We start from the raw sequence: 26181 nt of genomic DNA, 5'->3' as shown, positions 1-26181 counted from the left end.
AATATCATATAGAAGCACCATCATCAACAACAGAGGATTTTGAAATGCGTAGCTTCAAAGACCGCGTCCGACATGCGGTCATGTTCGAACTCATCGGCTTGGCGATCTTTACGCCCGGCGCCGCTTTGTTGTTCGATCAGCCCGTTGAACATATGGGGATTGTCGGCATCATCTCCGCCACGGCGGCGACGGTGTGGAATTTCATCTATAATCTCGGCTTCGACCGGGCGATGATGCGCATCAGGGGCAGCGTGCAGAAGACCATCCCGATCCGGATCGCCCACACGGCCTTGTTCGAGGCAGGCCTGATCATCGTGCTCATTCCCTTCATCGCCTGGTATCTGGGGATCAGCCTGATGGCGGCGCTGGCAATGGATATTGCGATCGTGGCCTTTTACCTGGTCTATGCCTTTTTCTTCAACATCGCTTATGACCGCGTGTTTCCCATTGGAATGCAGCCGATGCCGCAGGCGTCGTGAGACGCCATCTCCCGCGATGACCGGGGATGACGCGCTTTGCTAGCGCGTCGTCCAACCGCCATCCAGAACGAGGTTGGCCCCCGCCATGAAGCTCGATTCTTCACTGGCGAGGAAAAGCGCGGCGTCCGCACACTCGTCCGGCGTGCCCAGACGGTTCAGCACCATGCGCTGCTCGAAACTGCGGCGCATCCGTTCGGGATCGTCGCTTGCCAGGAACACCTCCTCCAGCAACTTTGTCGAGACCGGTCCGGGGCAAAGACAATTGACGCGTATGCCTTCGGGTCCGTGATCGATCGCCATAGCTTTGCTCAACATGACAACGCCACCCTTGGAGGCGCAATAAGCCGCCACGTTCGCCTCTCCGACCAGACCCAATTCGGAGGCGACATTGACGATGACCCCGCCCGATGGCCGCATCGCTGGGATCGCCGCCTTCGAGCACAAGAAGACGCCCTTGAGGTTGACCCTCATCAGCCGATCCCACTCGTCCTCGGTCGTCGTTGTCACAGGCTTGTAGAATTCGATACCGGCATTGTTGACGAGAATGTCGATCCGTCCATGTTCTGCAACGACGGCGTCGACCATGCTTTTGACATCGCGCTCGGACCCGACATCAGTTTTGATGAAACGGGCTTCATTTGCGCCTATCGCAGAAAGCGAAGCTGCTTCCTCTGCTGCATTGCCGATATCTGCAATGGTCACATGAGCGCCTTCGCGCGTGAACTTCCTGGCGATGGCAAAGCCTATCCCCCTTTGCCCGCCGGTGACGACGGCGACCTTATCCCGCAATCTCATCAGAATACTCCCAAATGCAGCATAGATGACACGGTGCTAACATGATGGGACAATACCCCTCAAGGAGATGATGACGGGTGGAAGTTGGGGGTGCGGGTGTATCGACGGCTGTTCTGAGCGACAGCTCCCCCGGTTCAGATCTGTCTGCCGCCTAAATTGCCGAAGAAATAAGGGATCGGCATCGACGCGGGAAAGACGGGACGATAGATTCGACGCATTTTCCGCGATAGTCTCTTGCAGTGGAACACGGTAATCCGAGGGAACAGATGACGGACAGGCTCAAAGGTAAGATTGCCATCATTTCAGGCGGCGCCACCGGCATGGGAGGTGCCGCGTCGCGTCTGTTTGCCGCCGAAGGGGCAACAGTCGCGATCATCGACAGAAACGGCGATGCGGCGGCGCAGACCGTGCGTGAAATTCGCGATGCCGGTGGTACCGCCGATCATTGGGTTGCTGATGTCTCGGACGAAGCAGCCGTCAACGCCGCAGTGAAGGATATCGAGGGCCGTTTCGGTGCCGTGACCGTCCTTTTCAATCACGCCGGCACCATCGTCATCAAGCCGTTTCTCGAAACGACGCTGGAGGAATGGGAATGGCTGCATGGCGTCAACGTGCGCTCGATGTTCCTGATGACCAAGGCCGTGCTGCCGGGCATGATCACCGCCGGCGGCGGCTCCATCGTCTGCACCTCGTCGATCTCAGCAGTCGCCGCAACCCCGATGGAGGTGCTCTACGACACCACGAAAGGGGCGGTGCATATGTTTGCTCGCGCGATCGCCGTCGAGTTCCGCGATCGCAATATCCGCTGCAACGCCGTCTGCCCCGGCTTCATCCGCACACCGCACGGGCTGCGCGAGGTGGCCGAATTGCAAGCTCTTGGCGTCGACGTCTCCGATGCGGCGATCGCGGCACAGCAGGGCCGGATCGGCGAGCCCGAGGATGTGGCCCGCGCGGCCCTCTATCTTGCGTCTGACGAATCCAACTTCGTCAACGGCATCCATCTCTTCGTCGACAATGGCTTCACCGCCATCTGATCGGAATGCAACAGCGCGCACTTATCCGAGCAAAGCGATATTTTTCAATGGGATATGGCTGTTAATTTCGCAACACCGATGGTAAGGGAGCTTTACAAATAATTTCATCGCCCCGGGTGTCCTTTGAGTACAGCTTGGCAACAGACCGGAATTGACGCGCCACCGCTGACGGAAAGCGCGCGGGCGGTACTGCGAACGATTGCGAGCAGTGGACCTGCGACAAGACCACAATTGAGCGCGGCGCTCATGTTTTCCAAGCCCACCATGTCGGCAGCCGTCAGCGAGCTTGAGCGGTACGACCTGCTTGCACCGGCCGGCATCAATCGCGGCTCGGTCGGACGAACCTCAGTCACATACGGGCTCGGCCAAAAGGCAGGCTTCGTCATCGGTGTCGATTGCGGCACGACCCATATCAACGCGGTCGCGCGAGGCCTCGACGGTGCGACTCTCGCAACCGCAGAATTGCCACTCATCGACAAATCCGCCGATGAACGGTTCCTGCTGATCGAAGACGTCGTCGCCCGATTGTTTTCTGAGTTCGAGGCGCGGTCGGCACCATTACGCGCAATCGCGATCGCCCTGCCCAACATCATCTCCGCATCGCTGGAAAGGTTGTCGGGGCGAGAGACGCTGATACCCGTACTGGAGCGGCTGCGGGCCGCCTATGGCGCACCGGCATTGCTTGAAAACAACGTCAATTGCGCGGCCCTTGCCGAGTATCACGAAGGCTCGGCAAAACAGTATTCCTTTACGATCTACATGCAGATCGGGGTGAAGACCGGCATGGGCATCGTCTTGGATGGCCGGCTTTTCCGCGGTTTCAAGGGCGGCGCGGGCGAAATCGGCCACCTGCCCTTTCCATGGTCGGAGCACGAGCGACCGAAATGGCAGCAGGTGGAAACTTATATGGGCTCCGCGGCCCTTCTCGAGCGTGCAGCTGGAAGATGGTCCGAAAATGAGGGCGCGCCACCAAAGAGCGCCAGCGAACTCTTTGCCCGCACCCACCAATCCGCGACAGCACGTGCCATTGTCGAGCAACATGCCCGCGATATCGGCAACCTCGCAGCGGCCTGCGTCAGCGTGCTCGATCCGCAGTTGATCGTGCTTGGCGGCGGCGTCGGACAGAACCCGCAATTGCTGCCCGGCGTGAGGAGCGTCGTGAACGAATTGTGCTGGCCGGTGGAAGTGGTCAATGGCCAGCTGTCGAACCAGGCGACGGTCCTTGGTGCCGTTCGCCTCGCCATCGACTTTGCCATGGCGAGACTTCTGGGCGAAGAAGGCAAGACTGCCTTCCTCTATCCGACCGCACTGACTGCGGATCAGCTCGGTAACTGAGGAAGGCTCAGATATCGCGCTTGGTATCGGTCTGGCGGTAGCGGAATTCGCAGACCGGCAGACCCGCATCCTCCGAAAGAGTCGCAATCAGCAACTGTGCCGGAATGGCCTGCAAAATGGCATCGCCAATGCCTTCCGAGAAGGCCGGCACATGAATGACGACGAGATTATCGCCATCCGCGATATCGGTCCGCGCAGTGACGAGAACCGACGGAATGCCGAAACCGGCCAGATCTTGCGCCAGCTTGACCTCACGGCCATTGCCGAAGAGCAGGACGCCGCTACCCCTGTCGTTCGGCTCCATCGGTCCATGCAGGAAGTTCAGCGTATCCCAATCCTGGGCAGCGACGCGAGCTGCTTCGCGTATCAGGAGCGCCGCGTAGCCGGCGGTGCCGAGAGCAGTGCCTGCACCCACGCAATCAATCGACTTTTTTCCGGCGAGAAGCTTGGCTGCCTTATCGGCCTGAGCACGCGTCTGCTTCAGCACAATCTCTGCGCGTCCCGAAATCTGTCCCCAGTTCGTCCCCGACGAGCGCCCGGCCTTATCGATGAGCAGGGCCGCGCTCAGCAGGGACCCAAGATAGCTCGTCGTATTCGGGCCGCTGTCGACGCCGCTCTCGGTTGCGATCATATGCCTGACGACGCGCGAGATCGGTGTGCCGTCCGCCTTGGCGATACCATAGGAATGAGCGGTTGGCCGAAGTTCCATCGCGCGCGCTGGTTCTTCGCTGCGGCCGGAAGCCGAAAAGGCGATATAAGCCTCGCCGGCATCGACTGACGCATCATAGAGATCGGTGCCAGGCAAGGCGAAGGCGCGAAGGCCCTGAGCGCGCATCTGCGCCGCGGCAACGACAGCTGCATACAGGCTGGCGCCGATGCCAACGAGAACCGTCGGCCCGCGCCTCACCGGCTCAAGATCGAGCATTTCCAGCCGCTTAGAGACGGCGTTGAAGCAGGTGTCGAGGGCAGCAGGCTGCAATGCGATCGCTTCGCGGAAGGGCACTCTGTCTGTCATGGTCATTTCCATATGTTCGAAGGAGGGGCGGCCGAGCAATCGCGGCCGCCGGAGGACAGGCGGATCTCAGTCCAGTTTCATGTAGTCGGCAAAGCGCGCGGCATCGTTGATGGTGACCTTGTCGAGCTTGTTCTCGCCAAGGCCCCATTTTTCGAAGATCTTGGCATAGGAGCCGTCGTCGATCATCGACTGCATGGCGGCAGCCAGCGCGTCGCGCAGCTGCGGATCATCCTTGCCGACGAGCATTGCCTGGTAGCCGACCGCATATTGGGCGCCGGTCACAAGCTCCAGCTTCTTGTTGCCTGGCGGCTGATGCTGGAGGCTGTAGGCCGCAACACCCGTCGTATCCATGGAAAGGTCGACACGGCCGCTCTGCAGGGCGATCTTGATCTGATCGTTCGACGGGAACTGCATGACATTGAGCGGCTTGTCTGCCGGGCAAAGCGTCTTCTGCTTGTCGAGGAGCTGAAGCGGGATCGAACCCTGGACCGCGCCGGCATTGAGGCCGCAAGCGTCCTTCAGCTTGTGGACACCCTTCGGATTGCCCTCAAGCACGATGATGCTGGTGCCTTCAAGCATATAGTTGACGACATCTACGATCTTTTCGCGTTCGGCGAAATCGCCGAACGCGGACATGCCCATGTCGAAACGGCCTGCTTGGATGCCCGGAATGATGCTGGCGAATTGTGCCGGCACATCGGTAAACTTCACGCCAAGCCGGGTGCCCATCTCATCGCGCAACTCGCGTTCGAGGCCGATGATCGTCTTATTGTCTTCGCCGTAGAAATCGTAAGGCGGCGTCTGCGGCTCGGTGCCGACCTTGATCTCGCCGGATGACTGGATCTTTTCGGGCAGCATGGCGTGCAGCTTCTGGTCGACACCAGCCGCCCAAGCGGTGGAGCTTGCGAGCAAGGCTGCCGCGAACATGATGGTGAATCTGGTCTTCCCTGTCATTGTCATTCCCCTTTTTTGCTGGTGCACGTGAAGGACGTGCGGCCTCATTCGGGTGCCTGCCTGCCAGTCAGTGCATCCGTCTCAAAAACGCCTGGGTTCTTTCTTGCTTGGGATTGTCGAGCACTTCGCGCGCCGGCCCTTCCTCCACCACGACACCCCGATCCATGAACACGATCCGGTCGGCGACCTCGCGGGCGAAGGAGAGCTCATGTGTCACCACGATCATCGTCATGCCGTCGGCTGCGAGCTTGCGCATGACATTCAGCACCTCGCCGACAAGTTCGGGATCGAGGGCGGATGTGGGCTCGTCGAACAGCATGAGTTTCGGGTTCATGGCCAGCGCCCGGGCGATCGCCACGCGTTGTTGCTGACCGCCGGAGAGCTGATAGGGATAGGCGCTGCCGCGGCCCTCGAGATCCACCATCTTCAAAAGCTCGCGCGCGCGTGCGACGGCTTCGTCACGCGATTTTCCGCGATTGAGGACCGGGGGCTGCGAAATATTCGTCAGCACGTCCTGATGGGCAAAGAGATTGAAGCGCTGAAACACCATACCGATATCGCGGCGCTGCACAGCAAGCTCCTTGCCGCTCATCTCGTGCAAGGTATCGCCGCGCTCGTGATAACCGATCAACTGGCCGTCGACGAGAATCCGGCCAGCCGTCATCCGCTCCAGATGATTGATGCATCTGAGGAAGGTGGACTTCCCACTTCCCGATGGGCCGAGCAGGCAGACGACCTCGCCCTTGCCGACGGTGAGATTGATGCCCTTCAGCACCTCGAGCGAGCCGAAGGATTTGTGGACGTCGATCGCCTCGACGATAGGCTTTGCTGCCGACGCTATCATCGAAGTATTCATCCGTTTCTCCCCTCGGCGCGCATGAGGCGCAGCGCGCCTTGCAGAAGCCCGGGCGCCTGGTTGGTGGATTTTCCAAGCCGGCTTTCAATGACGAGTTGGATGGCGGACGCAACGGTGGTCATCACGAGGTACCAGATGCTGGCGACAATCAGCAGCTCGATGATCAGGAAGTTCCGGGCGTAGATATTCTGCGCACGCGTCAGCAGATCTTGAGCCGCCACGACGGAGACGAGCGAGGTCGTCTTCAGCATCGAGATCGTCTGGTTGCCGATCGGCGGGATGATGACTCGCAGCGCCTGGGGAAAGATGATGCGCAGCATGGATTGAACCGGCGTGTAGCCGAGTGCCTTGGCTGCCTCCTGCTGACCGTTGTCGACGGCGAGCAAACCGCCACGAATGATTTCCGCCATATAGGCCGCCTCGTTGAGGCTGAGAGCGAGAAGGGCTGCAACAAAAGCCGTGACGATCGAATTGGTGTCGATATGGATGGAGCCGATATCGATGCTTGGAATAAAAAGCTGGATGTTAAACCAGAAGATGATCTGGACGAGCAGCGGCGTGCCGCGGAAGAACCAGATATAGAGGCTTGCAAAGCCGGACAGCACCGGATTGGACGCAAGCCGCATCGTGGCAAGGATGGCGCCGGCGACAACGCTGATGACCATCGACAAAATGGTGAACAGGATCGTCAGCCTGATCCCATCCAGGATCGTATCGTCGAGGATATATTGCGGTACGGCCGACCAGTTGATGTGGCGGCTTGTCCCGACCATGAAGACAAGCAGCGCAACGACCGCGATCAAAAGGGCCGCGATCACGCGCTGTCCCCAGTTTCGAGCGGGAATGATCTTCTTTGAGGTCATGCGGCTCTCCAATCACCGGCCGTTCTCAATTCACCGTCGATATGCGGCAGGGGCAGTGTCGCCGGCAGGTCGCCGAGGCTCAGCTTGCGCGCCAACACCATCGCCCCGGCCACGGGCGGTTCGTCGAGAAGGGTCAGCGTGAGATCCGGAAGGCGTTCATTGAGGGCAGATTTGAAGGCCGCAAGAAGCCGCGGCTGGCGGGCAATGACGCCGCCGCCGGTCACGACATCGCCGCGCGGCGCTCCGCGCTGGATCAATTGCGCTGTGAGCACGGCAAGCGAGGCACCCGCCTCAGTGATGACCTTATCCGCATGGCGCGAACCTGCCTCGGCTGCCTCGAACACCAGCGGTGCGAGCCGGCCTATGCCGGCTGCCGATCCGATTTCGCCGAGCGCACGGCCGATCTCGATCGGCGAGGAGACGGCAAGAGCTGCCATGACGCTGCGGCCGAGCGGATCGAGCGCCTCGCCCTGGTCGAGCGCAAAGCGAATGGTACGCGCCGCTTCCCGCACCAGGCCGCTGGCACTTCCCTCGTCGCCGAGATACCAACCCCAGCCGCCCGATGCGATCATCCGGCGCGCAGCATCGCGCGAGACTGCAATCGAACCGGTGCCGCTTATGACGGAAATACCGCTCGTCTTACCCGCTGCCGGTAACAGCAATTCGGAATCGTTGAGGACCAGAACCGTGCCGCGCAAATGCCGGGCAAGTCTTGCCTGCAAGGCAAGCCGATCATCGTCGCTATCGCATCCGTGCGCGCCGATCACGATAATCTCAGGCATTGTATCGGCCGTTGCGACAAGCAGCGAAACGAGCGCCTGCGCGTCGGCATCGTGATCGATACGCGCCCGCCATTCGGCTGTGTGCACGATCCGCTCACCGACCATCTTGCCGCGGGCCTCAACGACGAACTGTGTCTTGGTTCCACCAATATCTATGCCAGCAATCATGTGCCCTATCCATTTATTAGGTAACTTACCTAATTATAAAGGCCACGCAAGAGCTATTTTCTCTATGCCGCGTTCTTGCGGCTCTGAACGTGATTGCCGGAGAGCGTAGCCGCCGATGGGAAGATATGAATTTGGAGGCAAATCCGCCGTTGAGCGCCAGACCTCAGAACCAAGAAGCCCGCCATCAGGCGGGCTCCGACGGGAAACTCCAACGCGTGTCAGACTTGCTGCCTCAAGCAGGCCTCATCCTCTCGCCTTCTTGACGGCGATCTTCATTTCCTTGAACGGCCGGCGAAAGGTCGGCACGCGCTCCGCAACCTCGGGGAATGCACCGAATGGCTTGTGCGGCTCGGCCTGGTACCAGAAGGCGACCGAGGAAATATCGTCGGAACGACGGTTGGCATGGCCGTGTTCGATCGTCACGCGAATGTGCTTCTGGAAGATCGCCGGGTCCTCGATGTGCCAGCGGTACAGCGTCACCGGCTCGGTCCAGTTCGGACCACCCGCCGAGATGATGCCGTGATAGGGGCCACTGTATTCCTGGGTCGGACACCATGCGGTATTGAAATAGTCCTCCGTGCCGGTGCCGTGCAGCGTCGGCGGCCAGGCATCGTTGGCGCCGGGTGCGGATTCCAGGCGGGGATCGATAAGCGCCGCCTTCGGACCGATGCGCGGATCGGGCTTGCGCACGGTATCCGGCACGCAAAGCCCCTGTTCGCCATCGATGAAGATCATGTCATCGCCTTCGCCGTACCAGTCCCAGACATCGGAGCGGCGGCGCGAATAGACGCTATAGAGAACGCCGACATAGTGGCCGCGGCCCTCGGCCTCGAGGATCGTATAGTTTTCCTTGCCGTCGACATTCTCGCCGCCGAAAAGATATTCCTCGTTGGTAAGACCCGCGTCGTTCATGCCTTCCGGACGCGATTGGCGATATTGCGCGTGGAAACGGCCCATGCCCTGTTCGAGGGTCTGGTGCAGTTCGAGATCGACATAGTAGTAGAAGAGCAGGTCGTGCTCGGCCTCGTTCGTCACCGTCAGCTTCATGTGCGAGCCGAATGGCATAGGGAAATAGCAGTTGAACGCCTTGCCGTCCTCCGGACTCGCCTGCATCGGCAGGCTGGCGTAGTTTGCGGTGCGGCCGTGGCCCATGCCGAAGAAATCGCCGATTGGCACCTCGATGCTCGGCTCATCTTCTCCGTCCCAGTAAGCGCGCAACACGATCTTACGCAGGAAGTTATCGCTTTCGCAGGCAAGCGTCGCCCAGATATGAGTGATGATGCCGGCGCCCGAATGCTCGGCAATGATCTCGGTCTTGCCCGGTTCGATATGGAAGCGGTCGTCATTGCCGCCGGTGCGGTCGTAACTCGAGAAGCGCCGCGTTTTTGCTTCGCGCAGCTTGGCAAGCCCGCGCAAGGGTGAAAGGCCGAGATTACTCATGGAAGTCTCCTGTCTTGAATGAAGACGGCTATTTCAGACCGCTGATCTTCAGCGAATCCATGATCTGCCGCTGGAAAATCACGAAGAGAACGAGGGTGGGGATGGCGACGATGGTGGAGGCGGCCATCATGTAGTTCCAAGACGCCGAATATTGGCTTTTGAAGTTGGCGATGCCGACCTGCACCATCCAGAGGTTCGGATTGGAGGTGATAGTGAGCGGCCAAAGGAAGGAATTCCAGTTGGCGAGAAAGAACAGGATGGCGAGCGCCGACATCATCGGCCGACTCAAGGGCAGGATGATGCTCCAGTAGATACGCCAGTAGCCGGCGCCATCGATAACGGCGGCCTCCTCGATCTCACGCGGCAGCGAAAGATAATATTGTCGCAGCAGGAAGATGCCGAAGGCATTGAAGATCGCCGGCACGATCAGACCCGTATAGGAGTTGATCATGCCCATCGCCTTGACGATGATGAAGAGCGGCACGATGACGACGGGCAGTGAGACAAGAAAAGTGGAGAATATCGCCAGAAAGATGATCTCGCGTCCAGGAAAGCGCAACCGCGCCAATGCGTAGCCGGCCATTGTGTGGAAGAAAAGCGCCACGATCGTCACCGTCGCCGACACGAAGAAGCTATTGAGCATGTAGCGGATGAAGGGCACGCCCGTCAGCGCATAGATGAAATTGTCGAATGTTGGTGATTCCGGTATCAGCGACGACGAGAAGGATTCAGCTGCCGGCTTGAAGGCGATCGATACCATCCAGAGCAAGGGGAAAAGCGTCATCAACGCCAGCATGCCGGCAATCAGCATCCACAGGCAACGCACCATCGTTACCTGCGATCGCGAAAAGTAGGCGTTGGAAGCATTATTCCGCATGATCGAAACGTCCTCCGCGCGTGACGGCAAAGAAAATTGCGGTGACGATCATCAGCGCGACGACCAGGATCGATGACATCGCGGCTGCGTAGCCGAAAGCACCGAAGGAGAAGGCTTGTTGGTAGATGTAGACGATCAGTACCGACGTCGAATTGGCGGGGCCGCCTTTGGTCATGACATAGATGATATCGAAAGCCTGCGCGCCGGCAACGGCAGCTACCATCGATACCATGAGAACGAAGAAGCTTGTCGGCTTCAGAAGCGGCAGCGTGACGTATCGAAAGCGCTTGATAGGTCCTGCGCCGTCAATCATCGCCGCCTCGTAATATTCCTTTGGAATATCCTGCAGGCCACCCAGGAAGATCAGCATATAGAAGCCCATCAGGAACCAGACGCTGACGAGGACGACGGTGATCAATGCAAAGTTCGGATCTCCGAGGAAGGAAATCGAGGGAAGACCGAGACCGGCCATGGCTTGGCTGACGACGCCGATCTTGTCGATGACCATGAATTGCCAGACAAGGGCGACGACAACGAGGCTCACCATGTTCGGAGCGAAAAACATCGAGCGCATGATCGCGTTGAAGCGATTGGTCTGCTGCACGAGAAGCGCCAGACCCAGGCCAGTCACATAAAGCGAAGGCACGAGCATGACGGCGTAGAGAGCAGTTACTCTTGCGCCCTTCCAGAACAACGGATCATGCCAGATGCGGATATAGTTCTTGGCACCGACGAAATTGTAACCGCCAAAGCCGTTGACCTCGTAGACGCTCAGCACGAGCGACAGAAGCATCGGTACGCCGAGAAAAACGAAAAGGCCGAGCACATCGGGCAATACGAAGAGATAGCCCGCAATCCATTCGCGATGCCGGGCGGAAAGGCCCTTCCGGGTGCTGTTTGCACCGCTTGTCGTCACATCAGCAATTGTCGTCATGATCTCGTCCCGAAAAGAGAGACGGCCGCCAGAGCTGGCTACTGCAGCGGCCGGCGGTTCTTCCTAGAGAATGGGTGCGCCACTATAGGACGAAAGGAACGCGTCGAGCTGCTGCGAGGCCGATGTCGCCGTCGCTTGCGGGTCGGCACCGCCGAGTTGGGCCTGCTGGATGGCATCGGAAATGATCTTGTAGACCTCCGGCGGCAGGCGCGGCTCGCCACGCGCTCCAGGATAGACGTCTGTGGCAAACTTGCCGATCATGCCGGTTTTGAAGGCTTCGCCGCCAGCGGCAAGCGCACTTTCGCGCGGCGGCATGTCCGATTTGCCCTTGGTGCACCAGTCAGCGACGCGCTGGACGGAGCCTTTATCCTTCGAGGCCAGCGCCCAGGCGCAGAATTGTGCCGCCGCATCCGGGTTCTTCCCCTTGGCATTGGCGACGAAGGCCCAGCCGCCGCCAACGGTCACATATTTGCCGTTTGGCGGCGTCGGCAGGCGAAAGACTCCATATTCGAAATCCTTGGCGTTGCTCTGCAATTGCGAGATGCCCCAGATGCCGACATTCTGGATGGCGCAATAGCCCGAGGCGAGGTTGGCAACCGTGTCGTTCGCACCACTTCCCATGACCTGGCGCGGCGCCACACCGGAATTGATGGCATCCTGCCAGAACTTCAAAGCCTGAACCGCGGCGGGTGAATCGAAGGCGCTCTTGCCGTCTTTGGTCTGGAATTCGCCGCCGCCCTGCCAAAAGAAGGGATACCAGGTGAAGTTCTGATAGTAGCCCGGCTGGGTCTCAAACAGCACGCCGAAGCGCTTCGGCGTCGTGAGCTTCTTGGCGAGCTCCAGCAAATCGTCCCACGTCTTCGGAACGTCGTTCTCGTTCAGCTTCGCCTCTTCGAAGGCCTTGACCGAATAGTACATCGCCATCGGCTCGACTTCCATCGGGATGCCATAGATCTTGCCGTCGACCATCCGGCTCGCGATGACGCTCTCCGGAAAATCTTCCTTCGCATCGATGTGAGGCGTCAGATCCTGCAGGACGCCGCCGTTGTAGTAGCGCAGGAAGTCGCCGGGCGAGATCAGAAAGATGTCCGGCCCTTCGCCCGAGGCAAAGGCCGTCGCAAGCTTCGGCCCGTTGATGTATTCGGCGTTCGGGACATATTCCAGTTCCACCTTCTGCGGGTGGCTGTCATTCCAGGCGGCAACGGCTTTTTCGAACCAGTCGACCTGGCTTGGCACCGTGCCGCCTGGCGCGTAGAATTGCCAGAATTTCAGCGGTGCGCCCTGCGCCCGCACGGCCATGCGCGATACATAGGGAAAACCGCTCAATCCGGCAGCAGCACCGGCGGCAATGATTGCCCCGCCCTTGAGTACGCTCCGACGGGTTGCAGCGGTGATGAGCTTGTCCTTACCAGTCATGACTTCCTCCCTCTTTGCTTTGCCGTCACCACACTCCTCCCGGGTGACGGAGCCTCATTTCATGCGGTATCGTAAGCGTGGAGATTGCAGGGGATCACCTCCGAGCGTGCCGGTCCCGTATAGGCGCCCGAAAGCCTCTCCAGCAGCATTTCAGTTGCGCGATGAGCAAGCAGCGACGGCGTATTGCCGACCCTCGTAATGCGTGGCCTGACATATTCGAGCTGCGGCTGATCGCCGAAGACGGCAATGCCGATATCCTTGGGAACGCTGATACCGCGATCGAAGAACCCCGCGAGCGCGCCGGCCGCCATCAGGTAGTTTCCGAAGAAAATCACTGAGGGTAGGTTGTCGCCATGGTTCGTCAAAAGCCAATCGACGGCCTCCTCCCCCGAGGGGCCGAGATAGCTTCCTTCTCGGCGCAACTCGTCAATCGGCTCGACCCCGTTGTCGCGCAGACCCTGTTCGAAGCCGGCAGCACGCGCCATGGCTTCGGCAAAGAAGGACGGCCCGGTCAGGTGCGCGATCCGGCGATGGCCCTTCTTGGCAAGATAGGCTCCCATCTGATGACCTCCGCCGAAATCGTCGATCTTGACGCTATCGACCGCCTTGTTCGGCAGGTCGCCGATGAACACTGTGGGAAGATCGATTTCGAGCAACGTGTCATGCATGCCATGCAGCGCGAAATCCCCGACGATGAGGCCGTCGATGCGCCGACTGCGGATCTGGCGGAGATAATGCTGCCCGTGTTCCTGTGAATGGCCACCCGGGACATCGGTGTTGAAGACCAAAAGATCGACCCCGATCGCCTCGAGATCGGACTGCGCCGCCTGCACCATTTCCGGGTAGAAGGGGTTGCGAATATCCGGGATCAGCATGGCAACGAGATTGGTACGGCCAGTCCTGAGGCTTTGAGCGAGCGGGTTCGGAACATAGCCAAGCTCGGCGATCGCCTCATGGACGCGCTTGCGCAAGTCCGCCGACACGCGGTCGGCGTGATTGAGCACATGCGACACAGTGGTCGGCGACACTCCGGCACGCTTGGCAACTTTTGCGATTGTGGTCATAGGATCAGGCTACGGCATTGTAAATCGATTTGCAAATGCTTTTGCAAATCGATTTACTTGTCCATTTTCTAGCTCTGTCAACACATAATTCCTGCGCTCGCGCACTACCCGCCCTTGTCGTATCAACCAACTGATCCAAATAGAGATTGCCGCCTGTTTCCTTCAGGTGCCGGCGGCCAATGCCACCACCCGATCGCATCACGCAATGAACCAATCGGCTATCAGCAAAGCGAACAAGGCACTCTATACGCGGATCATCGCCGGTCTCGGCGGCCTTCTCGCGGGCGCGCTATCGCTCGGGCTCTCGATCTATGAAACCCGCACGGGAACGGAGGTGGCACAGGTCAAACCCGGCAAGCCCGTCGATGCCGGTCAGTGGATGGTGACCCTCAATTCCAGCGGCATCGCCACCGAGACACCGGACGGACGACGCGTTCCCGATGGCAAGAAGGCGCTAACGCTCGATTTGACACTTGAAAACATGACGGCGGAAAGCTCGAACTTGTATCGCGATGCGCTGAAGCTCGAAAATGTCGCAAACCCTCCGGTTCCACAATTCTATCTCGTCCGGGACAGTGATTTGCTTTGGGACCTTCAGCCGATGATGCCGGAAAAAGTGAAGGTCGTCTGGCAATTGCCAGCAACACAGGCGCTTCCCAAAGCACTGAGCGTTGTGATCGTCGGGACCACCTATAAGCCCAAGGACAATCTCTATGCCGCGCCGGGCTGGTTCAACCCGAGTGACGTCGCGCGCATCAGCCTGCCGCTTTCAGTGAGCCAGGGAGCCGGTCCTTGATACGGCTTCTGCTTTCCCTGTTGTTCGGCGGCGTGACCGCTCTGCTTTTGGCTTTTCTGCAATCGACGACCCCGAGCTATGCGATCCTGACTGGCCCCATCGAAACCGCCGGGCTGCAGAAGGACACCGTGTCGAGCAGGACGTTCAGCGTCAAGGTCGCCAAGGTTCTGCGCACAAAGACGATCGCATTTGCCCCTTATGGCAAGTCGATCGAGCGGCAGACCGAAGGGGTCTGGCTCATCGTCAGTGTCGAGCTGCAGTCGAATTATGACACTATGACCATTCAGGCCGCGGCAATTGAGGGCGCGTCCGGTCGCCTTTACCGTCAAAGCCATCGCGCCGACGGCGCTCCGCGCCTCATGCCATCCAAGGATTTGCAGCCAGGCCTACCGACGACGGGCATCTTCATCTTCGAACTGCCGGAAGGCGAAACCAGCGACATGACGCTGGTGCTTTCCAGACAGCCCTCCCCTCAACTGGACTCGGAAATTCGTGTCAAGCTCGACGGCGCAAGCGTCGAGACACGTGACCGCGTGGAGATCGGTGCCAATGGCGTCTAGGCGGGAAAGACGGTTCTGGTGGGCATCCCTGGCAAGCCTGCCCGTCCTGCTGGCGGCCAATTACGCCATTGATGCATGGCGCAATGCCGAAGATTACGTCGGGCGAAACGAGTTGCGCGTCAGTGGCAGCGTCGATGGACAGACCTATGCCAAGGCGTCCTGGACACTCAACCAGGCAAGATTGATCGGCGATGGACGTGACGGGAAAATCACCTTTCCCGGTCAGATGCGCCTGGTCGTGGTCAGGCTGGCGGCAAAGGCCGAAGACGATGTCGGGCAATCCTGGACACAATGCAGTCTCACCCTGACGGACCCGAAGGGGCGGCGCTGGCAGCCCCTCAACTTCATTCTTTCCAACGATCTCAGCCGCGACCTCGATCCGAAGGCTACCCCCATAGACGGCTGCGATGCCATATCCCGCCAGCCGCCGGCCAAGGGTGCAAGCACAATCATGGAGGAGAAATTCGTCGTGCCGGCCGATGCGGTTCCCTCCTTATCCGCACAGCTGAGTTTCGCCTCGACAAGGCCGGACGCCATATCCTTCCCACTGCGGCTGAACTGAAGCCAAGGAAGTCCCGGAGAGATGCTGACGGACGCCAGACGTCAGTCCACGCCGCGGCGCCATTGCCGTCCCTGCGCGAAACCGATTTCCAGAGCCGCGGCCAGCAGGCATATCTTGATCGGCATCACGAGGACGCCGTCGCCCGGCGCACTGGGACTGCCTAGGAAAAGCGATATTGCCTGGGCAAGCATGTGCCATAGAGGCAGATCGTGGACGCCGATCAGCCTCGATGTGCCGTACCAGGCCCAGGCTGCGCCCCAATCCAGCAGCCGGTATAGTAGAATGACCGCCAGCAGCAGCCCAAGACCGGACCCCAGGGTGAGGCCGACGCCTTCGGCCAAGGCACGGTAGCGTTTCGCCGTCCCCGCGATGAAATGCGAAACGAAGTCGCGGATCGCCTTCGGCAGCGACTGCCAGCGAGAGACCGCGCGCGCCAGCCGACCTTCCGTCAGCGGGCGTTCGCCATTGATGTCATAGCCATAGACCAAGGCGGCAAGCGTCAACCAGACGACCGGGTAAAGAGCATAGAGGAACAGGCCACGCATTTGCCTGGAAAGGGAAAGGGAAGCGTCCTCCGCCGTCGGCGGAAAGAGGGTTGCCGCCGCCGCATTGCCAACCGGATTGAGAAAGCCGAAGAAATGCCCGACCGTTTCGGGAAGCTTGGCGATCCAGGAACGGATGTCGCCTTGCCAAGTCGAAATGACGAAGAGACCGATGAATGCCCAGTTCGCCTCGCAAACGACGATGATAACAGCCCAAATGGGCGCTTTCGATCGCGTATGCATGAATTTGGCGAAACGCCTGACCACCCAAGCGACGGCGACCGATACGAGGAGCCAGGCGCTACTGCCGAATTTCAAGGGATTATAGTCCTCGCCGAACAGCATCAGGTCGAGCGACAGCCTGGAATAGTCCCTGACCGTATCACCGAGAAACCCCCAGGCGGCGTAATAGGCGAAGAACGGCACAAGCGTCAGCGCGAGGATCGATGTGAAGCTTGGCGCCACGGAACCGGCGGTGGCATCGATTTCCGGCCGGGCAGCCGCAGCGCGCGAGGCGGCATCAAGCGACGGCAATCCGGGCCGCACGGTCTCGAACAATGCGACGATGATGACGAGTTTCAGGAGTACGACGAGAGCGAGGGTGGAAAGTCCCGCAAAGGCATTTAGCCGGCCGATCATGACGGCAAGTTCGTTAAGAAGCGAATTGCCGATCAGCCCCAGGAGCCACAGCGCCATTAGCTGTGGCCAGAAACGCCACAGCAGTTGCAGGGTGAGTGATGGCAGCCGGAACAGGAACCGGATCGGCGGCGGGTTGGTGTCCTGGGAGAGAACCGTCATGGTGCGCATAGTAGCAATCGAACCATCGATCGCCAAGATGTCGCTACAAGCCGGCAAGCGGACGGGATATCCCGTGGTCATTCAATCCACCGGCCTTGTGATCGAGCACTCGCGCTGGCCCCAGTCATGCGAGCATTCAGCTGGGGAATCTTCACAATCATAGATTACATGTCTGCGAATGATTTGCATGTGCATTCGCACCTGCGACATTGAAGTCAAATATATGTAATATCAAGATAATTTTAGCACGATTCTGCACGCCTCCTGGTTGACGCCGGAGCAAGGAGTCACTAGATCCGACCGGTATCGGGGAGTAGCCACCGCCCATCGGGCGGGAACGTTTCAACAGGCTCGTGCCATCGCACGTGGGACGTTCAGCCGGTCCGTCGGCTCGGCAAGACCGTGGCAGATCCCGCCTGGTTCGGACAGGGCGGAGGATGCCCGGTTTGCGCGTCCGCGAGGCTTTTCAAATGTCGTTCTTTGCAATCATCGTCCTGGCATTCAGCATGTCGATGGATGCCTTCGCCGTGTCGGTCGGTCGTGGCGCGGCCATGGGCCGCCCTCGCCTTTCCGAAACGATCAGAACCGGTGTCGTCTTCGGCGTCGTCGAGGCAATTACCCCCGTCATCGGCTGGGGTGCTGGCGTGGCTGCCGCCAACTTCGTCAGTGCGGTCGACCATTGGATCGCATTCAGCCTGCTCGCGGCCGTCGGCGCCAATATGCTCCATGCCGCCATCCGCAACAGGCCGGAGGAGAAGGAGGTGCGCCCCACCATGTCATTTGCGGTGCTGATGGCAACCGCAATCGGAACGAGCCTCGACGCCATGGCTGTCGGCGTGTCATTGGCATTTCTGCAGGTCAACATTCTTGTCATCGCCACGGCGATCGGCGCCGCGACATTCCTGATGTCATCGGGTGGCATGCTGGTCGGGCGACTGATCGGGGAGCGCTTCGGCAGGATTGCCGAAGGAGTTGCAGGCGTTGCCCTGATCGGGCTTGGCGGCTCGATCCTCTACGAGCACCTGCTGGCCTGACGAAGCAAGGCGCAGCAAAGGAACGGCAGCGGGACCATCAGGTTTTCCGCGCCTTGCGCCCCGCCTTGACGCCGCCAGGCGGGGCAACGGAGGCACGCTTGACCAGCGAGCATTCGAGTTTGGTGATCTGATAGCGTCGCTCGCGCGGCAGGACTGCCGTTTCGAGATGCTCGATCGCCCATTGGCCCATGGCCATGTGCGGCAGGATCGAGGTCGTCAAGGGCGGCACAAGATGGCGGCAGATGTCTTCGTCGTCGTAGCCCATGACCGACATGTCCTCCGGTATGTGGAGCCCAGCTTCCTTCAGCGCTTCGTAGCAACCGATGGCGGTGCGGTCGTTCTGGCAGAAGATTGCGGTCGGACGCTCGGGAAGCGAAAGCAGCTTCATGGTGCCGGAATAGCCGGCGCTCGCCGACCAATCGCCTTCTATGACAAGTTCGGGATCGAATGGAATGTCGGCCGTTGCCAGCGCCCGGCGATAGCCGGTCAGCCGATCCTGAGCCGCCTGCATCCATGGTTCGCCGGTGATTGTCGCGATCCGATGATGGCCGTGCGAGATCAGATGCCGGGTCGCAGTCTGGCCGCCGGCTATCTCGCTTGGAACAACGGCGGGAAAGGCATAATCGGACGTGTAGCAATTCAGAAGAACGATCGGGATATTGAGATCGTAGAGATAGTCCGGCGCCTCCACCTCGCGGGTGAATATCGTCATGTAGATGAGCGCCGAGATGCCGCTGCTGCTGAGCGCCTTGATCGCTCTCGGTTCCATGACGGGATCGCTCATGGTCTGCGCGACGAGCAGGACGTTTCCAGCGTTCCACGACGCCTGGCGCGCGCCCTCGATCGCAACGACGGCCTCCGGGCTCGTCGCGAGCTGGTCGACAGCAAAACCGATGATGCCATCTAGCTTCGAAGGCGAGAGGAGCGCGGGCGGCGTGGCAAGCACCGGCGCGACATAGCCGAGCTGACGGGCGGCCTCGATCACCTTCTCGCGGGTCTGCTGGGACAGGCGCATGCCGGGCGTATTGTTGAGGACGAAGGATACTGCGCTCTGTGAACATCCTGCCGCCTTGGCAATGTCGGTCATCGTGACCCTGCTGCCGGGACGGCGGCCGTTTCGTCTTGATAGCCCGCTGTCGTCGGCCAGCTGATCGCCATTTGCGGCCGATATTTTTTTCATAACTCTGTCTTATCTCCCGTAAAGCGAAACCGGCGGCAATCCCCATCGCCGTCTCCGCGCGCTAATATTTATTATCATCATTTGAGCGATCTCGGCAACCACCACGGATGTGAATGCAATCTCTGCCAGCACTTTCGAGCCCAAGAATGCTGATAATTGAAGTAACTAGCGAGAATCACAGCATTCCGAAGCTTCGCCCCCACGAAATTGTATTACTAATTCTATTTACTAATCGAAATTAGTCGTATACCGTCGCGATCGTGGCTGGACGTGCCGTATCTCGCTTGACGAGAACCCTAGGAGGGGGTGTCGGAGCGGTCTGCCGCGAGTTGCAACTAGACCCCGATAGCGGGTCTATGGGAGGATGATCATGAAGTACCTAACACGGGGCGCTGCCGCCTTTGCGGCAGGGCTGATGCTGAGCTATGCGACGGCGACCTACGCCGCCGACAAGCCGACACTCGCATTTGTGGTCAACGGCGCATCCGACTTCTGGAAGGCGGCCGAAGCCGGCGTCAAGAAGGCCCAGGCGGAGCTGCCGGACTTCAATATGGAGCTGAAATATCCCGAACAGTCGTCGGTCGCAATCCAGCAGCGACTGATGGAAGACCTGGTCTCAGCCGGCGTCAAAGGCATCATGGTCTCTGCTGTCGACCCCAAGACCTCGACGGACGGGCTGAACAAGATCGGCTCGGAAACCGCGCTGTTCACCACCGATAGCGATGCACCGGATACCAACCGCGTCGCCTATATCGGCTCCTCGAACGTCGATGCCGGCAAACAGGCCGCCGAAATCGCCAAGAAAGCCATGCCGAACGGGGGCAAGTGCATCGGCTTCGTGGGGCTTTTGGGCGCCGACAATGCCAAGGAGCGTATCCAGGGCATGAAGGACGGCATAGCCGGCACCAAGATCGAACTGGTCGACGTCCGCGGCGACGATATCGATCAGACAAGAGCAAAGAAGAACGTCGAAGACGCGCTTGTCGCAAGTCCCGACGTGACCTGCATGGTCGGCTTCTACTCCTATAACACGCCACGTATCTACGAAGCTCTGCGCGAAGCCGGCAAGCTCGGCCAGATCACCGTCGTCGGCTTCGATGATGATCCGATCACGCTCGGCGGCGTCAAGGAAGGAACCATTGCCGGTACCGTCGTGCAGCAGCCCTATCTCTGGGCCTATCAGGGCATGAAGCTGATGGCCGCCTATCTGAAGGGCGACAAATCGGGAATTCCAGCCAACAAGCTGATCATCATCCCGACGAAGATCATCGGCAAGGATGATGTCGACGCCTACGCGGCTAACCTGAAGGCTATGGCCGGCAACTAAGGCCAGCCCGCAGCAGCGCCGGTTGCGAGGATCGGCGCTGCTCGAATGCAATTGCTCACGTCGCCGCGGCCTTCGAGGCCTCATCGCACAGGCATGATATTCGTTATGAACCAACGCTCGGACACATCGCTATCGACTGAGGCCGCAGCGCCCTTTCTCAGCCTTTCGGGAATCGGCAAGACCTATCCCGGCGTCGTGGCGCTCGACAATTTCTCGATGGAGGTCAACCCCGGCGAGGTGATCGGTCTCGTCGGCGAGAACGGCGCTGGCAAATCGACGCTCATGAAGATCCTTGGCGGTGTCGTCAAACCGGATCGTGGCAACATTCGGCTCGACGGTGCCGAGCATGCGGCGTTCACCGTCGAAAGCAGCATCGCCTCGGGGATCGCCTTTGTCCATCAGGAGCTGAATCTGTTCGAGAATCTCGATGTCGCCGCCAATATCTTCCTTGGCCGCGAACCGCTGCGCGGCGGCGCGCTGAAGCTGGTCGACCGCGCCCGTCTGCGCGAAATGGTCGCCCCTCTTTTGAAGCGTGTCGGTGCCAATTTCTCGCCGGATACCCCGGTGGCGTCGCTATCGCTTGCCCAGCAGCAGATGGTCGAAATCGCCAAGGCATTATCCATCAACGCCCGGCTCGTCATTCTCGACGAGCCAACCTCTAGCCTGCCGCTTGCCGAAACCGAAAAGCTGCTGGCCGTCATATCCTCGCTGAAAGCCGACGGCATCAGCGTCATCTTCATCTCGCACCGCCTGCATGAGGTCGAGCGCGTCGCAGATCGCGTCATCGTCCTGCGTGACGGTACGCTCGTCGGAACATTGCCGAAGGATGCGATCGACCACGACCGAATGGTGAAGCTGATGATCGGTCGAGCGCTGGCTGCGCGATCCGTGGAAGCGGCGCATCCGCCGGGAGACGTCGCACTCAAGATTACCGCGGTTCGAACCGCCGCCTATCCAACACAGCCTGTCAGCCTCGACATTCGCTATGGCGAAATCCTTGGCCTTGCCGGTCTCGTCGGCTCGGGGCGGACGGAGCTTGCCCGCGTTCTCTTCGGCGTCGACCATAGCTACGGCGGCGGCATCAGCCTTGGTGGCCAGGAGCTGAAACTGCGATCGGCGAGAGACGCCGTCGCCAACGGCATTTTTCTGGTGCCGGAGGACCGCAAGCTGAACGGCATTCTGCTCGACCTGCCGATTTCGCAAAACATATCCCTGCCCAACCTTCCGGCCTTCGCGCGGCGCTCCATGGTATCGCCGGAGCGGGAAAATGCCATCGCGGAAACACAACGCAGACAGCTCGCCATCAAGACGCCGTCGGTCTCGACTCGCACGGGCACGCTTTCGGGGGGCAATCAGCAGAAGGTCGTGCTCGCCAAATGGCTGGCGATGCATCCGAAGGTGTTGATCTTCGACGAGCCCACACGCGGCATCGATATCGGTGCGAAGAGCGAAATCTACAGCCTCATGCGCAAGCTTGCCGATGCAGGCGTCGCGATCTTGATGATATCGAGCGACATGGAGGAGGTAATCGGCGTCTCTGACCGTATCGCCGTCATGCATGAGGGTCGGATCTCCGGCATTCTCGACAAGGATCAGTTCAGTCAGGAAAACGTGCTTTTGCTGGCCGTCGGCAAGAGATTACACTAGGGCAGTTCAGTTCTTCGCGGACAGCTGAACCACTCTATCTCATTGTTCTTACGCAATTACAGGAAAGCCGCTGTGCACTTTCCAGGAATTGCTCAAACGGCTGCGGCCAATGGGAATTGATATCGATGAGTAAGAAAGATCTTGGCCTGCTTCTCTTGATCATCGTCGTCGGCATTGTCGTGACGATCATCAATCCGCGCTTCCTTTTGCCGATCAACCTCGCCAATACGTCAAATCTCATCGGTCTTTTCGGAATACTGTCGATCGGCCAGGCCTTCGTCATCATTACCGGCGGTATCGAGCTGTCCGTTGGTTCGCTCGTTGCCCTACTCGGCGTGCTGTTCATCGATTTCATCGCCGTCCAGAACATGCCCTGGGCGATCGCACTGCCGCTGATCTTGGTCCTTGGCGGCGTACTTGGCGCAGTCCATGGCTGGTTGATTACGCGGCTCAATCTTCAGCCTTTCGTCGTCACACTCTGCGGCCTGCTGATCTATCGGGGCGCGGCGCGCTTTTATACCGCCGACGGTACGGCAGGCTTTGCCTTCGGACAGAATTTCCCGGCCCTTGAATTTTTGACCGCCGGCCGTTTCTACGGTGTGCCGAACACCTTCATCGCACTTGTGATCATTGCTGCCGTCATGTGGATCGTCCTGCATCGCTCCGTCTACGGCCGCTATCTCTATGCGATCGGCAAGAATGAGGAAGCAGCGAAATATTCCGGCATCCGCACCACGAAGATGGTGACGGTCGCCTACATCATCTGCGGCGTGCTGACGGCGCTTTCGGCAATCTATTTCGCCATGTACACGCGCTCGATCTCGCCGGCGAGCCACGGTCAGTTCTATGAACTCTATGCGATTGCCGCAGCTGTCCTCGGCGGCTTTTCGCTGCGCGGCGGCGAAGGTTCCCTGATCGGCGTCGTGCTCGGCACGATCCTGCTGCAGGAGCTGCAGAACCTCGTCAATCTGCTCGGCATCCCCTCCTCGCTGAACTTCGCCGTCATGGGCGGCGTCATCCTGCTCGGCGTTCTGATCGATCAGCAATGGAGCGCGATCCGGGCTCAACGACGGCTGGTATCGGCTGCACGCCAAGCGGAGACGCGCCAGCCCGCCGAACAGCCGCAGTCGTGATGTCGAAGCAAGCCGGAACCGACCGCCAAATAGATTGTCAGGCGGCATAAAAATGCCGCCTGACTGGTGGCCAATCGATGATATTTCAAAGGGATGCATATCGCTCCGATGCGATCAAAGGTAACGTCGCCCGGGACCGGCCTGCCGAAATAATTTCAAATTTCTATGGACAGTTCCTGTCTATCACCCTAAAACCCGTGCCTAGAAGTCGAGGCATAAATCGATCCTGCGCCTGTCGGGAGAGTTTATTTCTCTTATGCTTTTTCGCCGTCTTTCGCGCCTTTTTGGCCTGTCGATCGACAAAACGATACTTCCGTTTGCCGGCTCAGTGATCGTCGAATCGGGAACTTGAAGACAGCGTTCTGATCTGTGGATTTCAGCTGTCGTCACCGAAGAATAATTAAAACAAGGAGCATGCCTGGACTATCGAGTCGCAGGCCTAGGATTTTATGACATTTGCAACTGAAAATGACGCGCCGGTCCATCCGGCTTCGACCAAAATCAGTCTCAAGAACATTTACAAGATCTTCGGCGAACGCCCTTCAAGGGCCATGGATCTGATCCGCGCCGGCAAGTCGAAATCGGAAATTCACGCCACGACCGGCTGTTCGGTTGGGGTCAACAATGCAAGCTTCGACATCAAGGCCGGCGAGATCTTCGTCATCATGGGCCTTTCAGGATCGGGCAAATCCACCCTGCTTCGTCTGCTCAACCGGCTGATCGAACCGACCGCCGGCTCCATCGAAATCGACGGCAAGGATATCACCCGCATGCCGCGCCGGGAGCTTATCGCGCTGCGCCGACGCGAAATCAGCATGGTCTTCCAGTCTTTCGCACTACTGCCGAACCGCTCGGTGTTGAACAATGTCGCTTTCGGTCTCGAAGTGGCCGGCATCGGCGAAGCGGAGCGCAGCCAAAGGGCCATGGCGGCGCTTGAGGCCGTCAGCCTCGACGGCTATGCCAACAGCCATCCCGATCAGCTGTCCGGCGGCATGAAGCAGCGCGTCGGCCTGGCGCGCGCGCTTGCCAACGAGCCGACCGTCCTGCTGATGGACGAGGCCTTTTCGGCGCTTGATCCGCTGATCCGCACGGAGATGCAGGACGAGCTCGTGCGCCTGCAGGCGCAGCACAGCCGAACGATCGTCTTCGTCAGTCACGATATTGACGAAGCGATGCGGATCGGCGATCGCATCTGCATCATGCAGAACGGCAATGTCATCCAGGTGGGCACGCCCGACGAGATCGTCATGAGCCCCGCCAACGACTATGTCCGCTCCTTCTTCCGCAATGTCGATGTTTCCCAGGTGTTCAGGGCCGGTGACGTCGCGCGCAAGACCCAGGTGACGATCATCGAGCGCCAGGGTGTTTCGGCTGCGGCCGCGCTGGAGCGGATGAAAAACTTCGACCGGGAATATGCAATCATTCTCGGCCGCGACAAGACCTATCACGGCATGGTCAGCCATGCGTCGCTTGTCGAAAATCTAAGGGCAAATGCTGCCGATCCCTACCGCAGCGCCTTTCTTCCCGAAATAGAGCCCATACCCGCCGCCGAGCCGCTTTCCGGCGTTCTCGGCAAGGTCGCGGCCAGCCCTTGGCCCGTGCCAGTCGTCGATGACGGCAATCGCTATCTCGGCTCCATCAGCAAATCGGCGCTGCTCGAAACGCTCGACCGCGCCAGCTGACCTCAAATCAAATCGGAAAATCCCATGACCTTCGATATCGGCGACGGCATCGACAGTGCCGTCAATTACATTCTCGACAATTTTTCGCCCGCGCTCGACACCATTGCCGCAATCATCGGCTTCGTTACCGGCTCCATCCAGAGCGCATTGGTCGCAATACCGATGCCGGTCGGCATTGCCATCTTTATCTTCCTGTCCCTATGGCGGGTCGGATTTGCCTTTGCCGTCTTCACCGGCGTCTCGCTTTTCCTGGTCAATCACATGGGCCTGTGGGGCGCGATGATGGAGACACTGTCGCTCGTGATTGCCTCCACGCTCATGGCAATGATCCTCGGCCTGCCGCTCGGCATCGCCATGGCAAGCCGCAATGCGATCGCCGCCGCAGTTCGCCCGATCCTCGACCTGATGCAGACGATGCCTGCCTTCGTCTATCTGATCCCGGCTGCCATGTTCTTCGGTCTCGGCGCCGTGCCGGGCGCGATCGCGACGGTGATCTTCTCGATGCCGCCAGTGGTGCGCCTGACCAATCTCGGCATTCGCCAGGTCCATCCCGAATTCGTCGAGGCCGGCAATGCCTTCGGCTGCACGTCGGCGCAGCTGCTGTTCAAGGTGCAGCTGCCGAACGCCATGCCGTCAATCATGGCCGGCATCAATCAGACGATCATGCTGTCGCTCTCCATGGTCGTCATCGCCTCGATGATCGGCGCGGGTGGCATTGGCAACACGGTCCTGACGGGCATCCAGCGTCTCGATGTCGGCACCGGCTTCGAAGGAGGACTGGCAGTCGTCATCCTTGCCGTCATTCTCGACCGTATTACCCAGAGCCTTGGCTCCCGCCGGCTCACCCTGCTGCAATCGCTCTTCCGAAGGAGTGAAAGCGAGCCCCTGGTGACGGCTACGGCCTGAAC

The 26181-nt window shown here is 59.6% G+C and carries 25 protein-coding genes and 1 riboswitch; of the genes, 12 read left to right on the top strand and 13 right to left on the bottom strand.

Going from position 1 to position 26181, the window contains the following annotated elements:
* The first annotated feature begins 44 nt into the window (after nucleotides 1-44).
* Entirely contained in the window at nucleotides 45-479 is a 435-nt protein-coding gene (locus tag BJ928_RS27125) for a PACE efflux transporter (protein WP_047633602.1), read from the top strand.
* Between the two features lie 39 nt (nucleotides 480-518).
* Here the strand turns inward: BJ928_RS27125 and BJ928_RS27120 are convergent, their stop codons facing one another.
* The gene (locus BJ928_RS27120) at nucleotides 519-1274 is read right to left on the bottom strand and encodes a glucose 1-dehydrogenase (RefSeq protein ID WP_047633604.1); all 756 of its coding nucleotides are present in this window, start codon (nucleotides 1272-1274) and stop codon (nucleotides 519-521) included.
* 266 nt (nucleotides 1275-1540) lie between these two features.
* Here BJ928_RS27120 and BJ928_RS27115 point away from each other — a divergent pair, with 266 nt between their 5' ends.
* Nucleotides 1541-2308 carry an SDR family oxidoreductase gene (locus BJ928_RS27115; protein WP_047633605.1) on the top strand — a complete coding sequence of 256 codons (768 nt, stop codon included), beginning with the start codon at nucleotides 1541-1543 and terminating at the stop codon, nucleotides 2306-2308.
* 246 nt (nucleotides 2309-2554) lie between these two features.
* Nucleotides 2555-3643, top strand: coding sequence for an ROK family protein (locus BJ928_RS27110; RefSeq protein ID WP_052227798.1), 1089 nt, complete (start codon nucleotides 2555-2557; stop codon nucleotides 3641-3643).
* Between the two features lie 7 nt (nucleotides 3644-3650).
* Here the strand turns inward: BJ928_RS27110 and BJ928_RS27105 are convergent, their stop codons facing one another.
* From BJ928_RS27105 to BJ928_RS27060, 10 genes are all read right to left on the bottom strand, one after another.
* Nucleotides 3651-4658, bottom strand: coding sequence for a phosphosugar isomerase (locus BJ928_RS27105; protein ID WP_052227816.1), 1008 nt, complete (start codon nucleotides 4656-4658; stop codon nucleotides 3651-3653).
* 66 nt (nucleotides 4659-4724) lie between these two features.
* Nucleotides 4725-5612, bottom strand: a complete 888-nt coding sequence (locus BJ928_RS27100; RefSeq protein WP_047633692.1) for an ABC transporter substrate-binding protein — start codon at nucleotides 5610-5612, stop codon at nucleotides 4725-4727.
* Between the two features lie 67 nt (nucleotides 5613-5679).
* Entirely contained in the window at nucleotides 5680-6468 is a 789-nt protein-coding gene (locus tag BJ928_RS27095; RefSeq protein ID WP_082011917.1) for an amino acid ABC transporter ATP-binding protein, read from the bottom strand.
* On the bottom strand, nucleotides 6465-7331 hold the full coding sequence (locus tag BJ928_RS27090; protein WP_047633606.1) for an amino acid ABC transporter permease: 867 nt from the start codon (nucleotides 7329-7331) through the stop codon (nucleotides 6465-6467). The genes BJ928_RS27095 and BJ928_RS27090 overlap by 4 nt, the downstream gene beginning before the upstream one ends.
* On the bottom strand, nucleotides 7328-8281 hold the full coding sequence (locus tag BJ928_RS27085) for a BadF/BadG/BcrA/BcrD ATPase family protein (protein ID WP_047633608.1): 954 nt from the start codon (nucleotides 8279-8281) through the stop codon (nucleotides 7328-7330). Before BJ928_RS27085 ends, BJ928_RS27090 begins: the two co-directional genes overlap by 4 nt.
* 243 nt (nucleotides 8282-8524) lie before the next feature.
* A complete protein-coding gene (locus tag BJ928_RS27080; RefSeq protein WP_047633610.1) occupies nucleotides 8525-9721 on the bottom strand; it encodes a glycoside hydrolase family 172 protein in 1197 nt (398 codons plus the stop codon).
* 28 nt (nucleotides 9722-9749) lie between these two features.
* Nucleotides 9750-10598, bottom strand: coding sequence for a carbohydrate ABC transporter permease (locus BJ928_RS27075; protein ID WP_047633611.1), 849 nt, complete (start codon nucleotides 10596-10598; stop codon nucleotides 9750-9752).
* Nucleotides 10588-11532 carry a sugar ABC transporter permease gene (locus BJ928_RS27070; RefSeq protein ID WP_047633612.1) on the bottom strand — a complete coding sequence of 315 codons (945 nt, stop codon included), beginning with the start codon at nucleotides 11530-11532 and terminating at the stop codon, nucleotides 10588-10590. Before BJ928_RS27070 ends, BJ928_RS27075 begins: the two co-directional genes overlap by 11 nt.
* A gap of 63 nt (nucleotides 11533-11595) precedes the next feature.
* Nucleotides 11596-12948, bottom strand: coding sequence for a sugar ABC transporter substrate-binding protein (locus tag BJ928_RS27065; RefSeq protein WP_047633613.1), 1353 nt, complete (start codon nucleotides 12946-12948; stop codon nucleotides 11596-11598).
* 59 nt (nucleotides 12949-13007) lie between these two features.
* Entirely contained in the window at nucleotides 13008-14012 is a 1005-nt protein-coding gene (locus BJ928_RS27060; protein WP_047633614.1) for a LacI family DNA-binding transcriptional regulator, read from the bottom strand.
* 205 nt (nucleotides 14013-14217) lie between these two features.
* Between BJ928_RS27060 and BJ928_RS27055 the strand changes: the two genes are divergently transcribed.
* Genes BJ928_RS27055 through BJ928_RS27045 form a run of 3 tightly spaced genes read left to right on the top strand, consistent with a single transcriptional unit; the run spans nucleotide 14218 to nucleotide 15930 of the window.
* Nucleotides 14218-14808: a hypothetical protein gene (locus BJ928_RS27055; protein WP_047633615.1), complete on the top strand. Its 591-nt coding sequence runs from the start codon at nucleotides 14218-14220 to the stop codon at nucleotides 14806-14808.
* The gene (locus BJ928_RS27050; protein WP_047633616.1) at nucleotides 14805-15368 is read left to right on the top strand and encodes a hypothetical protein; all 564 of its coding nucleotides are present in this window, start codon (nucleotides 14805-14807) and stop codon (nucleotides 15366-15368) included. The genes BJ928_RS27055 and BJ928_RS27050 overlap by 4 nt, the downstream gene beginning before the upstream one ends.
* On the top strand, nucleotides 15358-15930 hold the full coding sequence (locus BJ928_RS27045) for a hypothetical protein (protein WP_047633617.1): 573 nt from the start codon (nucleotides 15358-15360) through the stop codon (nucleotides 15928-15930). Before BJ928_RS27050 ends, BJ928_RS27045 begins: the two co-directional genes overlap by 11 nt.
* Before the next feature lie 41 nt (nucleotides 15931-15971).
* On the opposite strand, the gene BJ928_RS27040 is transcribed toward BJ928_RS27045, so the two are convergent.
* Nucleotides 15972-17351: a hypothetical protein gene (locus tag BJ928_RS27040; protein WP_147413945.1), complete on the bottom strand. Its 1380-nt coding sequence runs from the start codon at nucleotides 17349-17351 to the stop codon at nucleotides 15972-15974.
* A 215-nt stretch (nucleotides 17352-17566) separates the two neighbouring features.
* Nucleotides 17567-17717: riboswitch (yybP-ykoY riboswitch) on the top strand.
* A gap of 23 nt (nucleotides 17718-17740) precedes the next feature.
* On the opposite strand from BJ928_RS27040, the gene BJ928_RS27035 reads away from it, so the two are divergent.
* Nucleotides 17741-18304 (top strand): manganese efflux pump MntP family protein, encoded by a 564-nt coding sequence (locus BJ928_RS27035; RefSeq protein ID WP_047633618.1) that lies wholly within the window; start codon nucleotides 17741-17743, stop codon nucleotides 18302-18304.
* A gap of 37 nt (nucleotides 18305-18341) precedes the next feature.
* On the opposite strand, the gene BJ928_RS27030 is transcribed toward BJ928_RS27035, so the two are convergent.
* On the bottom strand, nucleotides 18342-19484 hold the full coding sequence (locus BJ928_RS27030; protein ID WP_245432560.1) for a LacI family DNA-binding transcriptional regulator: 1143 nt from the start codon (nucleotides 19482-19484) through the stop codon (nucleotides 18342-18344).
* Between the two features lie 370 nt (nucleotides 19485-19854).
* On the opposite strand from BJ928_RS27030, the gene BJ928_RS27025 reads away from it, so the two are divergent.
* The 5 genes from BJ928_RS27025 to BJ928_RS27005 all read left to right on the top strand — a co-directional run bounded on the left by BJ928_RS27025 (nucleotide 19855) and on the right by BJ928_RS27005 (nucleotide 26179).
* Nucleotides 19855-20811: a sugar-binding protein gene (locus BJ928_RS27025; protein ID WP_047633619.1), complete on the top strand. Its 957-nt coding sequence runs from the start codon at nucleotides 19855-19857 to the stop codon at nucleotides 20809-20811.
* Nucleotides 20812-20916: 105 nt separating this feature from the next.
* Complete coding sequence (locus BJ928_RS27020; RefSeq protein WP_047633620.1) at nucleotides 20917-22458, top strand: sugar ABC transporter ATP-binding protein; 1542 nt, start codon at nucleotides 20917-20919, stop codon at nucleotides 22456-22458.
* 125 nt (nucleotides 22459-22583) lie between these two features.
* Complete coding sequence (locus BJ928_RS27015) at nucleotides 22584-23591, top strand: ABC transporter permease (RefSeq protein ID WP_047633621.1); 1008 nt, start codon at nucleotides 22584-22586, stop codon at nucleotides 23589-23591.
* 449 nt (nucleotides 23592-24040) lie between these two features.
* Nucleotides 24041-25273: a glycine betaine/L-proline ABC transporter ATP-binding protein ProV gene (proV, locus tag BJ928_RS27010; protein WP_052227800.1), complete on the top strand. Its 1233-nt coding sequence runs from the start codon at nucleotides 24041-24043 to the stop codon at nucleotides 25271-25273.
* Between the two features lie 24 nt (nucleotides 25274-25297).
* Nucleotides 25298-26179 carry a proline/glycine betaine ABC transporter permease gene (locus BJ928_RS27005; RefSeq protein ID WP_047633622.1) on the top strand — a complete coding sequence of 294 codons (882 nt, stop codon included), beginning with the start codon at nucleotides 25298-25300 and terminating at the stop codon, nucleotides 26177-26179.
* Nucleotides 26180-26181: the final 2 nt, after the last annotated feature.

Source organism: Rhizobium sp. WW_1 (assembly GCF_003610155.1).
GTDB classification, from domain to species: domain Bacteria; phylum Pseudomonadota; class Alphaproteobacteria; order Rhizobiales; family Rhizobiaceae; genus Rhizobium; species Rhizobium tropici_A.
Note: the sequence above shows the minus strand (reverse complement) of the source record. Positions and strands in the feature narration are given on the sequence as shown.

Bases quoted from the DNA above. Each gene is read 5' to 3' on its own strand.
- BJ928_RS27120 (WP_047633604.1), bottom strand. From the start codon at position 1,274: ATGAGATTGCGGGATAAGGTCGCCGTCGTCACCGGCGGGCAAAGGGGG.
- BJ928_RS27095 (WP_082011917.1), bottom strand. From the start codon at position 6,468: ATGAATACTTCGATGATAGCGTCGGCAGCAAAGCCTATCGTCGAGGCG.
- BJ928_RS27075 (WP_047633611.1), bottom strand. From the start codon at position 10,598: ATGCGGAATAATGCTTCCAACGCCTACTTTTCGCGATCGCAGGTAACG.
- BJ928_RS27035 (WP_047633618.1), top strand. From the start codon at position 17,741: ATGTCGTTCTTTGCAATCATCGTCCTGGCATTCAGCATGTCGATGGAT.
- BJ928_RS27005 (WP_047633622.1), top strand. From the start codon at position 25,298: ATGACCTTCGATATCGGCGACGGCATCGACAGTGCCGTCAATTACATT.
- BJ928_RS27110 (WP_052227798.1), top strand. From the start codon at position 2,555: ATGTTTTCCAAGCCCACCATGTCGGCAGCCGTCAGCGAGCTTGAGCGG.
- BJ928_RS27105 (WP_052227816.1), bottom strand. From the start codon at position 4,658: ATGACAGACAGAGTGCCCTTCCGCGAAGCGATCGCATTGCAGCCTGCT.
- proV (WP_052227800.1), top strand. From the start codon at position 24,041: ATGACATTTGCAACTGAAAATGACGCGCCGGTCCATCCGGCTTCGACC.
- BJ928_RS27060 (WP_047633614.1), bottom strand. From the start codon at position 14,012: ATGACCACAATCGCAAAAGTTGCCAAGCGTGCCGGAGTGTCGCCGACC.
- BJ928_RS27125 (WP_047633602.1), top strand. From the start codon at position 45: ATGCGTAGCTTCAAAGACCGCGTCCGACATGCGGTCATGTTCGAACTC.
- BJ928_RS27030 (WP_245432560.1), bottom strand. From the start codon at position 19,484: ATGAAAAAAATATCGGCCGCAAATGGCGATCAGCTGGCCGACGACAGC.
- BJ928_RS27040 (WP_147413945.1), bottom strand. From the start codon at position 17,351: ATGACCACGGGATATCCCGTCCGCTTGCCGGCTTGTAGCGACATCTTG.
- BJ928_RS27090 (WP_047633606.1), bottom strand. From the start codon at position 7,331: ATGACCTCAAAGAAGATCATTCCCGCTCGAAACTGGGGACAGCGCGTG.
- BJ928_RS27100 (WP_047633692.1), bottom strand. From the start codon at position 5,612: ATGACAGGGAAGACCAGATTCACCATCATGTTCGCGGCAGCCTTGCTC.
- BJ928_RS27025 (WP_047633619.1), top strand. From the start codon at position 19,855: ATGAAGTACCTAACACGGGGCGCTGCCGCCTTTGCGGCAGGGCTGATG.
- BJ928_RS27070 (WP_047633612.1), bottom strand. From the start codon at position 11,532: ATGACGACAATTGCTGATGTGACGACAAGCGGTGCAAACAGCACCCGG.
- BJ928_RS27045 (WP_047633617.1), top strand. From the start codon at position 15,358: ATGGCGTCTAGGCGGGAAAGACGGTTCTGGTGGGCATCCCTGGCAAGC.
- BJ928_RS27085 (WP_047633608.1), bottom strand. From the start codon at position 8,281: ATGATTGCTGGCATAGATATTGGTGGAACCAAGACACAGTTCGTCGTT.
- BJ928_RS27015 (WP_047633621.1), top strand. From the start codon at position 22,584: ATGAGTAAGAAAGATCTTGGCCTGCTTCTCTTGATCATCGTCGTCGGC.
- BJ928_RS27080 (WP_047633610.1), bottom strand. From the start codon at position 9,721: ATGAGTAATCTCGGCCTTTCACCCTTGCGCGGGCTTGCCAAGCTGCGC.
- BJ928_RS27055 (WP_047633615.1), top strand. From the start codon at position 14,218: ATGAACCAATCGGCTATCAGCAAAGCGAACAAGGCACTCTATACGCGG.
- BJ928_RS27115 (WP_047633605.1), top strand. From the start codon at position 1,541: ATGACGGACAGGCTCAAAGGTAAGATTGCCATCATTTCAGGCGGCGCC.
- BJ928_RS27020 (WP_047633620.1), top strand. From the start codon at position 20,917: ATGAACCAACGCTCGGACACATCGCTATCGACTGAGGCCGCAGCGCCC.
- BJ928_RS27065 (WP_047633613.1), bottom strand. From the start codon at position 12,948: ATGACTGGTAAGGACAAGCTCATCACCGCTGCAACCCGTCGGAGCGTA.